At 34.3% G+C, this 15,865-nt stretch carries 12 protein-coding genes; 5 read left to right on the top strand and 7 right to left on the bottom strand.

Annotated features, from left to right (window positions below):
• Nucleotides 1–17: 17 nt before the first annotated feature.
• A complete protein-coding gene (locus LQ622_RS08500; RefSeq protein WP_204255529.1) occupies nucleotides 18–614 on the top strand; it encodes a hypothetical protein in 597 nt (198 codons plus the stop codon).
• Nucleotides 615–718: 104 nt separating this feature from the next.
• On the opposite strand, the gene LQ622_RS08495 is transcribed toward LQ622_RS08500, so the two are convergent.
• Nucleotides 719–1,954, bottom strand: coding sequence for an ammonium transporter (locus LQ622_RS08495; RefSeq protein ID WP_078354974.1), 1,236 nt, complete (start codon nucleotides 1,952–1,954; stop codon nucleotides 719–721).
• Nucleotides 1,955–2,071: 117 nt separating this feature from the next.
• Nucleotides 2,072–3,262, bottom strand: coding sequence for a M20 family metallopeptidase (locus tag LQ622_RS08490; RefSeq protein WP_239762062.1), 1,191 nt, complete (start codon nucleotides 3,260–3,262; stop codon nucleotides 2,072–2,074).
• Nucleotides 3,263–3,426: 164 nt separating this feature from the next.
• Here LQ622_RS08490 and LQ622_RS08485 point away from each other — a divergent pair, with 164 nt between their 5' ends.
• A complete protein-coding gene (locus tag LQ622_RS08485) occupies nucleotides 3,427–3,858 on the top strand; it encodes a MarR family winged helix-turn-helix transcriptional regulator (protein WP_239762063.1) in 432 nt (143 codons plus the stop codon).
• Entirely contained in the window at nucleotides 3,858–5,048 is a 1,191-nt protein-coding gene (locus tag LQ622_RS08480; protein ID WP_037589097.1) for an MFS transporter, read from the top strand. The genes LQ622_RS08485 and LQ622_RS08480 overlap by 1 nt, the downstream gene beginning before the upstream one ends.
• 726 nt (nucleotides 5,049–5,774) lie before the next feature.
• Here the strand turns inward: LQ622_RS08480 and LQ622_RS08475 are convergent.
• The 5 genes from LQ622_RS08475 to LQ622_RS08455 form a co-directional block, all read right to left on the bottom strand.
• Nucleotides 5,775–7,247 (bottom strand): catalase, encoded by a 1,473-nt coding sequence (locus LQ622_RS08475; RefSeq protein ID WP_037589095.1) that lies wholly within the window; start codon nucleotides 7,245–7,247, stop codon nucleotides 5,775–5,777.
• A gap of 325 nt (nucleotides 7,248–7,572) precedes the next feature.
• The gene (locus LQ622_RS08470) at nucleotides 7,573–8,034 is read right to left on the bottom strand and encodes an NUDIX domain-containing protein (RefSeq protein ID WP_037589094.1); all 462 of its coding nucleotides are present in this window, start codon (nucleotides 8,032–8,034) and stop codon (nucleotides 7,573–7,575) included.
• Between the two features lie 24 nt (nucleotides 8,035–8,058).
• Nucleotides 8,059–8,991 (bottom strand): DMT family transporter, encoded by a 933-nt coding sequence (locus tag LQ622_RS08465; protein ID WP_239762064.1) that lies wholly within the window; start codon nucleotides 8,989–8,991, stop codon nucleotides 8,059–8,061.
• Nucleotides 8,988–10,286: a D-serine ammonia-lyase gene (locus LQ622_RS08460; RefSeq protein WP_239762065.1), complete on the bottom strand. Its 1,299-nt coding sequence runs from the start codon at nucleotides 10,284–10,286 to the stop codon at nucleotides 8,988–8,990. The genes LQ622_RS08465 and LQ622_RS08460 overlap by 4 nt, the downstream gene beginning before the upstream one ends.
• A 406-nt stretch (nucleotides 10,287–10,692) precedes the next feature.
• Nucleotides 10,693–12,138 (bottom strand): carbon starvation CstA family protein, encoded by a 1,446-nt coding sequence (locus LQ622_RS08455; protein WP_037589091.1) that lies wholly within the window; start codon nucleotides 12,136–12,138, stop codon nucleotides 10,693–10,695.
• A 220-nt stretch (nucleotides 12,139–12,358) separates the two neighbouring features.
• Here LQ622_RS08455 and fdhF point away from each other — a divergent pair, with 220 nt between their 5' ends.
• Nucleotides 12,359–15,298, top strand: coding sequence for a formate dehydrogenase subunit alpha (fdhF, locus tag LQ622_RS08450; protein ID WP_239774932.1), 2,940 nt, complete (start codon nucleotides 12,359–12,361; stop codon nucleotides 15,296–15,298).
• On the top strand, nucleotides 15,298–15,768 hold the full coding sequence (locus LQ622_RS08445; protein WP_037589089.1) for a helical membrane plugin domain-containing protein: 471 nt from the start codon (nucleotides 15,298–15,300) through the stop codon (nucleotides 15,766–15,768). The genes fdhF and LQ622_RS08445 overlap by 1 nt, the downstream gene beginning before the upstream one ends.
• Nucleotides 15,769–15,865 lie beyond the last annotated feature (97 nt).

The raw sequence follows: 15,865 nt of genomic DNA, 5'->3' as shown, positions 1-15,865 counted from the left end.
GTTGGAAGTGAATATTTATGATAATATTTAAATTTATTAGACGTGCGATTTATAAAACGTTTGAGGTAACGGTTTTGTATCTTATACCTCTAATTGTAATATTACTAATTTCTAGACACCTTTTAATTAGCCATATGGAACACTATTCTGTATATTATTCTAAACATATTGATCATAGCCCTAATATAGATCCAGAAGTTATTATGGTTATGAAAAATTTAAATTCTATTGAAAAACCCAAAGATGATTCATTTGTATACCAATATAAAGATTCCTATTTAAATGATTACAGATATTATACTGTAAAAAAATTAAATAAAAAGAATCATTATGGAGAATTAGAGTCTTATATTGAATTTAATACTAAAAATGATAAATTTGAATATATAGACTTTGTAGATCATGCTAGAACTCAATATAGTTTTAATAATTCTTATAAAATAGAATATGTGTTGGAGAAGGATTTTAGTGATGTTAGTTTAAGAAAAGTGAATGAGAAGCGGGTTAAACAGGAGATGAGGGATATTCTTCAGCCTATTATAGATGTTCAACCTAAGCCAAAGGTTAATTTACAATGGGTATTTAATTGGATGTATGGTGATTATTTTAAATAATGTGGTTTGAGATGATATAAATATTATAAACAAAAACAAGCATATCACGTTATGACTGAATGGTTCAGTTAAGTGATATGCTTGTTTTTTATAGCTATATATTTTTATGCTTTTTCTTGTTTGAGTTCGTATCCATATGCGGTTTCGCCATGGAAGACGGTATCTAAGCCTTCTAGTTCCGCCTTTTCGTCTGTTCTTAATGTTGTAAAGATACTGATGATTTTAGCGATGATGTATGTCATGATGCCACTAAATGCGATTGTTACGACGACGGCAACGATTTGTACGACAACTGGCATGATGCCACCACCAAAGAATACACCGTCTGCTATTGTTGAGTTGACGCTAGAATTTTGGAAAAGACCTGTTCCTATTGCACCAACGACGCCTCCAAATCCGTGTAAACCGAATGCATCTAATGCATCGTCATAGTTAAGTAATACTTTAAGGTGCGTGATAACATAGTAACAAACGAATCCACCTAATATTCCTAGAATCATCGCACTTCCGTAACCGACAAAACCTGCTGCTGGTGTAATCGTTACAAGTCCTGCTAACATTCCTGATAATGTTCCGATTAACGTAACTTTTTTCTTTTGAATATATTCAAAGATAGACCAACCGGCAATACCTGCACATGATGCTAATATTGTATTAACAAATGCGAGCATGGCAACTGAATCGAAAGTGAGTGCTGATCCTGTATTAAAGCCAAACCAACCGAACCATACGAGAATACCACCGATTAAAGTAATGACTAAATTATGTGGTGGTTTTTTATTGCTAGGTTTTCTAGAACCGAGTAGTAGGGCAAGTACGAGTCCAGAAACACCAGATGAAATATGGACTACTGTACCACCAGCAAAATCTATTGCACCAAGTTTGTGAATCCAGCCGCCACCCCAAACCCAATGTGCTACTGGGCTATAAACTAGAATGACCCATAAACTCATAAAGATTAAAAATGGTCCGAATTTCATTCTTTCAGCTACTGAACCAGTAAGAATTGAAACGGCAATGGTACAAAATGTTAATTGGAAAAGCATAAATAATGCGAATGGAATGGTTTCACTAAAATTACCATTAGGTGTGAATCCAACACCGTTTAATAATGCGTGTGAGAAATCACCTATCCATAAATTGTTACCGCCAAAACTAATAGAAAATCCTATTAATACCCATGTGAATGTTACAACAACAATTGCTGAAATACTGTGCATGGAAGTATTTAAAACATTTTTAGATTGAACTAATCCTCCGTAAAATAATGCTAATCCAGGTGTCATTAACCAAACTAACAACGTACAACCGAATAATAAAAGTGTATCTGTCTGACTCATCTTCCCTCAACTCCTTATTTTTTTAAAAGTATAAAATATAAAATAAGAAAAAAGAAATATGAGTCAGGTAAATTTACACTTGGTGTGATAATACTTAACATCTGTTAAATAAATGGATTATTGAACACCTAAATAATCGAACGTAACAGCAGCGACTGATTTAGCTGCAATAAGTAAAGAACCTTCATCAATATCAAATTTAGGATGATGATGAGGGAATGTTTCTTTATCTTTAGGACTTGCGCCTACATAGAAGAAGGTACAAGGTAATTCTTTTGCATAGTAAGCGAAATCTTCTGATGGTGGTTGTGGTTCACAACGTTCAACACTTTTAACTTCAGGAATATTAGCCGCTTCAATTGCTTTCGCAACTTGTTTCGTTAATTCAGGATCATTATATAGAACCGGATAATCTCTCGTGTATTCGAGTTCACATTGAACACCATACATAGATTCTAAACCTTTAGAAAGTCGTTTAACTTCTGATTCAATTAGTTGTAGAGTTTCTTCGTTCATACCTCGAACGTCACCTTCAAGCGTAACTTCATTTTTTATGATATTAAACTGTCCTTTACCATCAAATGAACCGATAGAAATAACGCCCATATCAAATGGATTCAATCTTCTTGAAACGATTGTTTGTACAGACATAACAAAGCTACTTGCTGCAACAATTGGGTCATTTGCTAAATGTGGTGAAGAACCATGACCACCACGCCCTGTTATTTTTAATTTAAAGATATTTCGACCTGATTGAACATTGCCTTCTCTATAATAAACGTGATCACTTTCAAGTGCGCTCATAACATGGACGCCGATAACATTATCAACGCCATCAAGAATGCCATCTTTAATTAAGTATTGTGAACCACCAGGTGGCTTTTCTTCTGCAGGTTGGTGAATGATGACAATCTTACCTTTAAGTTGATCTTTCACTTCAATTAAAGTTTCAGCAAGCACCATCATATATGCAGTATGCGCGTCATGACCACAAGCATGCATGACACCTTCATTTTTAGAACTGAAAGGTAGGCCAGTATCTTCTTTTATAGGTAAAGCATCGAAATCAGCGCGTAACGCTAACGTCTTACCTGGTTTACCAGAATCAATGGTTACTTTAATACCGTAAATGCCTTCTCCTCCGATATGCGTTTGTAATGTGACATCCTTATCTTTATAAAAGTCAGCAATATACTGGGCTGTCTCTTTTTCTTCAAAAGATAACTCAGGATACTCATGTAAGTATCTTCTGATTTCAATCATTTTGTTTTCTTTCTTAGATAATCTTTCATAGAAATCATTTAACATATCATGTTCCTCCTTATATTTGTTTAATTTTATTATAATAGAAATTTTTGAAAAATTGTTGTTAGAAGCGTAAATGGGTGTTGACATAACATGACAATGGGCGTAGAATGATTGAGTATTAGTTAGCAAAGCTAACTATATTTTTATGAGAAAAGGTGAAAACAATGAAGAACTTTTTATATTCCTACACAAATTTGTATCGACCATATATTCATCATATTAATGAAATATTGGCACCTTTTGATTTATATACTGCGCAATACAAAGTGTTACATGATATCGCATATAATCAACCAACCACACTTGTTCAAGTTTCTAAGCGTTCTTTTATTGAGAAACCTACAGCTCGTAAAATTATAAAAAAATTAATCGAACGGGAATTGATTCAAGCAGTTAATAGTAAAGAAGATAAAAGAGAAAAATTCCTTACATTAACTGAGCAAGGTCAAAATCAATTCGATGAAATTCATCATAGAATTGGTGTATTTCAAGAAAAATGTCTGCAAGCAGTTGGTGTCGATGAAGCAGAACTTAATAAGGCACAAGAGATTTTAGAGAATTTGAGAAGTTATTTAATAGAGGAGGAAACAGAGTAATGGACGACCAAATTAAGAAACCGATTTGGACAAAAGATTTTATATTTAATTTTGTTATTAGCTTTTTTATATTTTTATCAATGTACTTACTATTAGTAACAGTAGGTGGTTATAGTAAAGAAACATTTGGTGTTTCAGACAGTATGGCTGGTCTAGCATCAGGATTATTCATAGTTGGATCATTAGTTGGTAGATTTTTAACAGGTAAATATATCAATATAGTAGGTAGTAAGAAAGTGTTAGTCATCGGTGGGATTCTACTAGTTATCACAAACGGTTTATATCTCGTGACTGCATCATCATTCGCATTGTTATTAATCGTACGTATTCTAAATGGTATTGCAAGTGGGGTAGCAAGTACAGCTACAGGAACAATTGCAGCATTTATCACACCAGCGCAACGTCGTAGTGAAGGTATCAGTATGTATAGTTTAAGTATGGTACTCGGTACAGCAATCGGACCATTTATAGGCTTATTACTATATCAACACATTCCAATGTCTGGACTATTTACAATTTGTACGATACTTATTGTTGTAGCATTTGTTATGTCACTATTCATGAAAGTTGAAACACCTGTTATGGCGAGTGTCAAAACAGAAGAGAAAAAAGGATTTAAAATTACTGATTTCTTCTCAGTACATGCCTTACCAATTGCAATCGTAGTTGTGATTGTTAGTATTGCATACTCATCAGTATTGTCATTTATTCAATTCTTCGCACAAGAAAATCATTTAGTAGATGCAGCAAGTTTCTTCTTTGTTGTATATGCAGTAGCAGTCTTAATTACAAGACCATTTACAGGAAGAATTATGGACCAACGCGGTGAGAATATCGTTACAATACCAGCATTTATATGTTTAATTCTTGGTTTATTCCTAATTAGTATTGCAAGCAATGGTGCGGTCTTATTAATCGCAGGTGCATTTATAGGATTAGGATTTGGTAACTTACAATCTATATTCCAAGCATTAGTCGTTAAAGTATCACCAGTAGAAGCGATGGGATTAGCAACATCAACATATTTCATCGGCTTAGACTTCGGATTAGGATTCGGACCATATGTATTAGGTAACTTCACACATTCAATCGGATATTCAGGATTATATTTAGCTATGTCTATCGTAGCCTTATTAGGATTAGTCGCATTCTATTTCTTACACATGATTAAAGCTAAAAAAGTAAGTTAATTATAATTAGTTGATGATATGAAAGGACAGAATTCTGAGAAATGTCCGTAAGAGGTGCTGTTAGGGACAGAATTCTGAGAAATGTCCGTAAGAGAGGGTGTTAGGGACAGAATTCTGAGAAATGTCCGTAAGAGAGGGTGTTAGGGACAGAATTCCGAGAAATGTCTCTAAGAGGTGCTGTTAGGGACAGAATTCTTAGAAATGTCCGTAAGAAGTGTCGTTAGGGACAGAATTCCGAGAAATGTCCGTAAGAGGTGCTGTTAGGGACAGAATTCCGAGAAATGTCCGTAAGAGGTGCTGTTAAGGACATAATTCTGAGAAATGTCCGTAAGAGGCGTCGTTAGGGACAGAATTCTGAGAAATGTCCGTAAGAGGTGCTGTTAAGGACAGAATTCCGAGAAGTGTCCGTAAGAAGTGTCGTTAGGGACAGAATTCCGAGAAATGTCCCTGACTGAGTACATTCTAATTACCAGAATTCGAAATAATGGAAGTTAGCGAATTCTAATTACCACAATTCAGAATAATGGAAGTTAGCGGGTTCTAACTACCACAATTCAGAATAATGGAAGTTACAGCGTTCTAACTACCAGAATTCGAAATAATGGAAGTTAGTGATACTCAATTACTAAACTTCATAATAATGTAGTCTGAGACACTGAGATGTCTCAGACACTATATAAAAAAATAGCGTATAGGACAGTCATTGTCCTATACGCTATTTATATATTATCCTTCTAAATCAACTGAGTTGATATCAATGCCTAATGCGTCTGCTACACCTTTACCGTAGTCTGGATCTGCTTTGTAACAGTTACGGATGTGACGGTGTTTTACTTCGTCAGTAGTGCCTTGCATTTCGTTTGCTGTATTTTGGAAAATACGTTGTTGTTGTTCTGGTGATTGTAGACGGAATAATTTACCTGGTTGTTCATAGTAATTATCGTCATCTTCACGGAAGTCGTGTTCGTATAATTCACCTTCAAGTTCTAAACCTGGTTTTTTGTATTCTGGTTGTGATTGATGTGCTTCATAACTATTTGGATAGTAGTTAATGCCGCCACCTTGGTTACCATCTACTCTCATTTGTCCATCTCTTGAGAATGGGCAAACATTTGTTGCAGCTTTTGGTGAGTTTACTGGGATTTGCCAGTGGTTAACACCTAAGCGGTAACGTTGTGCATCTCCGTATGAGAATAAACGACCTTGTAACATTTTATCTGGAGAGAAGTCTATACCAGGGATGATGTTTGTTGGTGCAAATGCAGCTTGTTCAACATCTTGGAAATAGTTCTCTGGGTTACGGTTTAATTCGAATTCACCAACTGGAATTAATGGGTATTCGTCTTTGAACCAAACTTTAGTTAAGTCGAATGGGTTATCTTTATGATTTCTAGCTTGTTCTTCAGTCATAACTTGAATGTACATTTTCCATTTAGGGAAATTGCCTTCTTCAATCGCGTTGAATAAGTCTCTTTGACTTGATTCGCGGTCTTTAGCAATTACTTGTTCAGCTTCTTCTGCTGTGTAATTTTCGATACCTTGTTGTGTTCTGAAGTGGAATTTAACCCATACACGTTCACCTGCATCGTTGTACATTGAGTAAGTGTGTGAACCGAAACCGTGCATGTTACGGAATCCTTTTGGAATACCTCTGTCTGTCATTAAAATTGTAACTTGGTGTAAAGCTTCAGGTAATAATGTCCAGAAGTCCCAGTTTGATTGTGGGTTATGCATGTTTGTTTTAGGGTCACGTTTAACAACATGGTTTAAACTTGCAAATAATTTAGGATCGCGGAAGAAGAATACAGGTGTGTTGTTACCAACTAAGTCCCAGTTACCTTCTTCAGTATAGAATTTAAGTGCGAAACCACGGATGTCACGTTCAGCATCTGCAGCACCACGTTCACCAGCAACTGTAGAGAAACGTGCAAACATTTCAGTTTGTTTACCAATTTCAGAGAATATTTTAGCATTTGTATATTGTGTTATATCATGTGTAACAGTAAAAGTACCGAACGCACCAGAACCTTTAGCATGCATACGACGCTCTGGAATCACTTCTCTGTCGAAATGTGCCATTTGTTCTAAGAAATAAATATCTTGCATAGCAAGTGGTCCGCGTTTACCAGCAGTTAATGAATTTTCACGATCTGATACTGGCGCACCAAAAAGTCCTGTAAGTTTTGATTTATTACTCATATCATAATCCTCCTCAAGAATTCTTAATTATAATAATTCTAATTTCATATTAATTATAATTTAAAGTAAGCAAAGTGACAAGTAAAAGAATAAATAATACAGAAAGAATTACGGTGCTACTTTGTTATATATTTAGATATAATAACCTAAAAGTGTAAAAACTAAACATTATATAGGGCTTTTTGACTAAATTTTACGGTTTGTACACAAATTGTTAATAGAATATATTTTGTTTAAAATGAGAATTGGACAGATTAATTGATTATAAGAACTATAAATAATAAAAAAAGAACGCGTTTTTTCGCGTTCTTAATAGAAATAAATATTATTTAGGTAAATCCCTGTCTATAAATAGTGGCTCGACATCTACTCTTTTCAAAATGATTTCTTTAGCTTTTTGAGGTAGTAGTTTAATTTCTGGAATTTCTGAGACTCTTAATGATACATATTTAACTTTTTGATCGAATGGAATGGTCAGGTCTTCTATAGATTCATTAATTGTAGCATGGTAAATAAATAATATTTCGTGATAAGACGTACTTTCATATTCAAAGAAATTTTGAACTGTTGTTAAAAAGTATATATCATCACATTCAATATTGAGTTCTTCTTTGATTTCACGTTTAATAGCTGAGTCTGAGCTTTCGAAATATTTAACTCTGCCACCAATTAATGCATAATAATCATGTTTTTTATCATAGTGAAAACAATAACCATGCTTATCTTTGATGATTGCGCCAACTCTAATGTTCAACATACCATCGCCTGATTTAAGAGAAAGATCCATCACAATGACCTCCTTAGTATTAAATTAAAATAATTTAAGAATGACAATGCCGACAAAGACTAATATCGCACCAATTAATCGTCTCGTTGTAATTTTAAATTTTGGTGTATTAAATAAACCGAAGTGATCAATTAAAAGTCCCATTAACATTTGTCCAAATATAACGACCATTAATGTCAGTGCTGCACCGAGTTCAGGCATAAGTAATATGTTCGTCGTAACAAATACAACACCTAATGCACCACCAATAAAGTAAATCGGTTTAATCGTACCTTGTTCAGGTTGATGGAAGCTAAATCGAATTCTACGAACAAGAATAAGTGAAAGAATGAATAAAGCGATTGTCCCAACAGCGAATGATATAAGTGCTGAAAAATAAAATGAATCTACTTCATATCTAAGTGCACTATTAATAGCTGTTTGAATAGGGGGAAGACAACCCGTCATAATACCGAGTATCATCCAATAGTTTGTATGATTAGATTGCGTTGTAATAACACGTGATGATTTCTTTTTATAATTCATTAATAATATACCCAGTAACATCAGAATTACGCCAGAAATTCTGCTGATATTGATTGTATGAATATCAGCATCAAATAATCCGAATTGGTCGATGATCAGTCCCATTATAATTTGACCAGAAACTGTCATCACGACTGTTAATGCAGCGCCAATTCTTGGAAGTAATAATAAATTACCTGTTAAAAAGACGACGCCTAATAGACCACCTGTAAACCAAACGTATGAAAAGTCTTGATTCATTATAAATGAAGGTGTTAATTTTTGTGGATTCATAATAGTATTCACAATGATTAACACAATCGTTCCAATTAAGAATGAATAAAATGATGCGAGTATAGGTGATTTTGTGTAACTACCAAGTTTCGTATTAATAGATGTTTGTAGTGGTACACATAACCCTGCTAAAATGCCTAGAATAATTAATAAAATCAATCTTCATAACCCCTTTTTTCTATATCTACAGCTTCTTGATAATAAATCTTTTGTTCATTTTCTGGCACCATGTTACCGCCTGTTGACCAAACGAGGTGCGTGGCATTTTCAGAATCGTAATTTAAGTCATGAACATATTTCAAACCTTGGAAACCTGAAGTAGCAGAAGGTTCTATAAAGATATTTTCATGATCTTTTAATGTTTTTAAATAAAGATAAAGTTGATGGTCATTTACTGTACAGGCACCAAACAATAGTGAAGTCATAATGTTTCCGACTAATTTCGATGGACGACTAACTGCTAAACCATCTGCAATTGTTTTTCCAGATAAACCTATATCTTGAACGGAAATTTGATCATGTAGCTGTGAAATCATGCCTAAAGTCATACAAGGTGCTTCAGTAGGTTCGATAAAGATAGGATGTACATGATCGCCATAAATGAGTTTTAATCCAAATGCGACACCACCAGGACCACCGCCAACGCCACATGGTAAATAGACGTATAACGGATGTGCTTTATCTACATGAATATTTAAGTCTTTCAATTGATGCTTAAGTCTTAGTGCGCTAACGGCATATCCTAAAAATAAATCTTTAGATGCTTCATCATCAACAAAGTGACAATAAGGATCATCTGCTGCAGCTTTACGACCTTCTTTTACAGCATAACCGTAATCTTGAACATGTTCTACGACTTCGACTCCTTTAGAACGGAGAAGGTCTTTTTTCCATGCCTTAGCATCTTGAGACATATGAACCGTTACTTTGAATCCTAATTTGGCACTCATAATACCGATGCTTAATCCTAAATTACCAGTAGAACCAACAGCAATTCTGTATTTAGAGAAAATAGATTGATATTGTTCAGTAGCAAGTAGACGGTAATCACTATTAATCGTAAAATCAGTTTCTTTCATTGCTGTTTCTTCAGCAAACTTTAGCACTTCATAAATGCCACCACGTGCTTTAATAGAACCAGAAATAGGTAAAGCATGGTCACCTTTAAGTAATAAGCGTCCCTTTAAATGACTGAATCGTGCATTTTTAAAATGATCTAATGAAAAAATTTGAGATTCAATTTTTCCATTGTTTTGTTTCGTTTCAGGAAAGACTTCTTCAATATAGGGTGCAAAACGAGCTAATCGTTGTTCAGCATCTAATACATCATCCATTGAAAATGGTAAATCAGTAGTCGCTAAATAGTCAGGATTTTTCCAAAATACTTCTTCTCCATTTTTAATATTAGAAATAATAGGATACTTATCTTCTAATGATTTTATGTCTATAGACATGAATAATCTCTCCTTTTTAAAATATGATGTAATACAATAGTACAACTGTTTGGATATTATAGATAGATTGTGAGAATAAAAAATATATGATTATTTGTAATCTTTAACAATAATAGAAGGTTTAGAAAGTATAGAAGTAATGAGTATTTCGAGATTGATATGTATGTAGTGGTCTGTTAATTACAAAAGTGGTCGGAAGTGTAACTAAGGGGTCTATAATAACAAAAGTCGGTGGAATTGTAACTAAGGAGGTCTATAGTAACAAAAGTCGGTCGAATTGTAACTACAGACGTCTATAATTACAAAAGTCGTGAGAACTGTAACTAAGAACCTCGCTATCATCACACACAACATACTCATAAAAAAGACTTCCGACGTATTATCGGAAGTCTGCATATTCTACATTTTAAGATGTATATAAATCTCTTGTAGGTGTTGGGATTCTGCTTGGGTCTGCATGTTTAATAATTGCACGTACATATAATGAAGCGACAATTAGAAATACGATTGAACCGCCAATTACAGATGTTTGATATGGTAATGATAATCCTTCGGGTGCATATAATACATATACACTAATTGCAGCAGTCATGAATAATGCTGGTATTCCGGCTACTAGATGTTTCTTGCCATATCTTAATAAGTAACTTACACTTACCCACAACATAACGGTTGCAACGATTTGATTTGAGAACCCTACATATCTCCATAAGAATGAATAATCAATTGTTGATAGTAAGAAAGCTGGTAACCCTACCGCAAAGCTTGCTGCGATCATTAATACTTTTGGCTTAATTTTTACTTTATCTCTCATGAAATCTTCTATAATCATTCTTGAACTTCTAAGTGCAGTATCACCTGTTGTAATAGGTAGAATGATGACACCAAGTAGTGCAAGGATACTACCGAATGGTCCTAATAGTTCCATTGAGATTTGGTCAACGACACCAGCTGGACCGATTGATTGTAATTTTGCTGCTAATCCTTCAGTACCACCGAAGAATGTCATACCAGCTGCTGCCCAAATTAATGCAATAATACCTTCTGAAATCATTGCGCCATAAAAGACTTTTCTACCTTCTGATTCATTTTTAACTGTTCTTGAAATGATTGGACTTTGCGTACAATGGAAACCTGAAATTGCACCACAAGATATTGTCACCATAAGTAATGGCCAAACAGGTAGTTCTTTAGGATGCATATTATGAATTGTAATTTCAGGAATATGTTTACCACTAAATATTAAAGCAACGGCTACACTAACGGCCATAACGATTAAGATAACACCGAATATTGGATAAATACGTCCAATAATTTTATTGATAGGAAGTATAGCTGCTAGTATAAAGTATGTAAAAATGATAACTAATGCTACGAAGAACGATATAGGTGTCTTGCTTGATAATAATTGAGCTGGCCCAGCAACAAATGCAGCTGCAACGAGCACCATCAAGACGACAGACACAACGTCTGTGAACACTCTAATAACCTTACCTAAATAATGTTGTACAAGCATAGGGAACTGTGCACCGCCATGTCTCAAACTTAACATGCCTGAGAAATAGTCATGTACACCGCCAGCAACGATACATCCTACAACAATCCAGATAAATGCTACTGGTCCATATAAAGCACCAGCTACTGCACCAAAAATCGGCCCCAATCCAGCTATGTTGAGCAGCTGAATCATCCATCCTTTCCAAGCAGGCATAGGTACAAAATCCATATTATCTTGTTTACTATACGCAGGTGTTTGTTTATCTGGATGTATCTCGAATACGCGTTCAACATATTTACCGTAAAAGATATACCCCAAAATTAAAATAATAATACTAGAAATAAATGTAACCATTGTAAAACCTTCTTTCAAACTAAGAATATTCATAGATTAGCAAATATTTAATAGTGTATCAATAATATTTTTGAAATTTCTGAAAATTTATCAATATAGTAAGCATAACAATTATTTGCAATTGTAAAATTACAAAATTATAATCAAAAGTAAGCCTTTTCATTTAATAATGAATTTGTTTGGCTTTTTTGGGCATAATTTCATAGAGGGGGTAATCAATATGCAAGAACATCAGGTTATAACAATTGATGGTAAAGATTTTCTTGTAGAAGAGGGCATGAGGCTATTAGATTTTATTAAAGCTGAAAAGTTATCCTTTGTTCCGTCTATATGCTACAACGAATCTTTAGGACCAATTGAAACGTGTGACTCATGTGTCGTCGAAGTTAATGGGCAACTTCAACGTGCATGTAGTACGATGATTGAGAATGGCATGGTTGTGAATACACAACTTGAATCCGTGAAATCAGCTCAGAAACAAGCATTGGACAGAGTGCTTGAACACCATGAATTATATTGTACAGTTTGTGATTATAATAATGGCAATTGCGAAATTCATAATACAATGGGTGAATTTGGTTTAGAACATCAATCTAATCCATTTCAATCGAAAGGTTATGAAAAAGATTTTGGGGCATTTTATAGATATGATCCTGATCAATGTATTCTATGCGGTAGATGTGTAGAAGTATGCCAAGATGTACAAGTGAACGAAACATTGACGATTGATTGGGAAAGAAAACAACCTAGAGTTATTTGGGACAATGATCGTGCGATTGATGAATCAAGTTGTGTGAACTGTGGACAATGTGTAACAGTATGTCCTTGTAATGCTTTGATGGAAAATAACATGCTAGGTAATGCAGGCTATATGACTGATCAAGAACCTGGCTTATTACGTTCGATGATTGAACTCACTAAAAAAGCTGAATCTGGATATGGACCACTGTTTGCGATTTCTGATTCTGAAGCGGCGATGCGAGAAGATGTCATTAAGAAGACTAAGACAGTATGTACATACTGTGGTGTAGGTTGTTCATTTGATGTTTGGACAAAAGACAGAGAAATATTAAGAGTGTTACCTCATGAAGATTCTCCAGCAAATCATATATCTACTTGTGTTAAAGGGAAATTCGCATGGGACTATGTGAATTCTGAAGATAGATTAACGAAACCTTTAGTTAGAAAAGAAGGCTATTTCCAAGAAGTTGAATGGGACGAAGCTTTAAGAGTGATCAGTACCCGATTTTCTCAAATTAAAAATCAATACGGTAAAGATGCATTAGCGTTTATTTCATCTTCTAAATGTACAAATGAAGAATCTTATTTAATGCAGAAATTAGCGAGACAAGTTATTGGGACGCATAATGTCGATAATTGTTCAAGGTATTGTCAATCACCAGCTACTCAAGGATTGTTTAGAACAGTAGGTTACGGTGGCGATTCAGGTTCAATTGAAGATTTAGAAAAAGCTAAAATGGTCATTACTATTGGTACAAACACAGCTGAAGCACATCCAGTTATTGCGAGTAGAATTAAACGTGCACATAAATTATTGGGACAAAAATTATATGTATTTGATATTAGAAAACATGAGATGGCTGAACGTGCAGATAAATTTTATCAACCAAATCCTGGTACAGATTTAGTTTGGCTATCAGCTGTAACAAAATATATTATCGACCAAAATTGGCACGATGAAGCTTTTATCAATAAATGGGTTAATGATTTTGATAGTTATTATGAGAGTCTTAATACATTTACGTTAGAGTATGCAGAAAGTCTAACGGGCATTAGTCAAACAGAACTTAAACATATTGCTAAACAAGTTGCAGAAACTGAATCTCTATCCATCTGTTGGGCAATGGGTGTAACGCAACATCGTATCGGTAGTGATACAAGTACAGCTATTTCTAACTTATTATTAGTGACAGGGAATTATATGAGACCTGGCACAGGTGCTTATCCACTAAGAGGTCACAACAATGTTCAAGGATGTAGTGATATGGGCAGTATGCCTAACACATTCCCAGGATATCAAGATGTCTCTGATGATGAAGTGAGACATAAATTTGAACAAGCTTGGCAAGTTTCGCTCGATTCAGAAAGAGGGTTGGACAACCATCAAATGATAGATAGTATACATGAAGGTACATTACACTCACTTTATATTAAAGGTGAAGATACAGGTGTTGTAGACGCTAATATCAATTATGTCAGATCAGCATTTGAGAAAATTGATTTCTTAGTCGTTCAAGATTTATTTTTATCAAAAACAGCCGAATTTGCGGATGTTGTCTTACCAGCATCTCCTTCATTAGAAAAAGATGGTACATTTACAAACACTGAAAGACGCGTTCAAAGAATCAATAAAGCATTAGACACGCTTGGAGATTCTAAACCAGACTGGGAAATCATTCAATTAATTGCTCAGTCACTTGGCGGAGATTGGGATTATCAACATCCTAGTGAAATATGGTATGAAGCACAATCACTCATGCCTTTAGTCAAAGGTATTACGTATGATCGTTTAGAAGGATTTGATAGTTTACAATGGCCAATGAATGATGATGGCACTGATACACCATTATTATATACAGAAAGATTTAATTTCCCTGATGGCAAAGCTAGACTTTATCCATTGTCATTTAATGTTGAATCTAAAAAGACTAAAGAAATGTCATTACACGTTAACAATGGACGTGTCTTAGAACATTTCCATGAAGGTAATATGACTTATCAAGTACCAGGTTTAAAATATAAATTGCCTAGAAACTTCTGTGAAATTTCTAAAGAACTTGCTGAAGAACACGGTATCGAAAATGGTGCGAGAGTTAAAGTAACTTCTAAAGTAGGTACAGTAGAAGTGAATGTGCAAGTAACAGACAGAGTAGCAGGTAATAATATTTATATTCCATTAAATGATCAGAATGAAGGTGCACCTAACTTTGTAACAGATAGTGATGTTGATAAAGATACAAATACACCAGCATATAAAGATAATTATGCGAAGTTAGAAGTTGTCACTAAAAAAGGCAAATCACCTATACCTAAACATAATTCACGTTTTGGTAATAGACAGCCACAGATTAGTGTGAGAGTACAAGATAAGTGGGCGAAATCAAGTTATACATTCCCTAGTAAAGGTGGCGATTTATAATGGGTGAAAGAGTTAAAGTGATTAAGAAAATTCATAAAAGTAGAGAATATATAATTGAAGAAAATATGAATGACATTAAATCACGATTATCAGATCGAAAAATTGCCATTGAAAAAGGGATTGATATACTCGATGCACTGGAAGAAGCGGAAGCGCTGGATGCTTTTCATGCAGCCATTGTGCAACGTAAAATCATTACAAAAAATATCGTCAATGAACTGAATAAAGAACAATATGAAGGTATTTTAGGAAATCTGGGACAAGTTCTATTTCTATTAGGAGAGCTAGATATAGAAGAAACATCGACTTTCGTGAGAAGAATTAATAACGGTATGAAAGTAGCGAATAGGGCTAATCCTTATAAGAAGACTTCTGTAACAGATTTATTAGGTGCACTTAAAGATCCAGAAATTAATCAAAGTGTAACGTTATTATTGAACTTTTTAAAAGGTATGAGTAGAGAAGAGTGAGACAGGTTTCTGTCTCGCTCTTATTTTTTTTTGAAAACATTTCGTTGAAATTTAAGAAAATATAAGATAAGTTAAAACAGTAACAATGCTTATACAA

It is taken from the genome of Mammaliicoccus sp. N-M50, assembly GCF_022386995.1.
Taxonomy (GTDB): domain Bacteria; phylum Bacillota; class Bacilli; order Staphylococcales; family Staphylococcaceae; genus Mammaliicoccus; species Mammaliicoccus sciuri_A.
The sequence above is the reverse complement of the archived record's forward strand: the minus strand, read 5'-3'. Positions and strand labels throughout refer to the sequence as shown.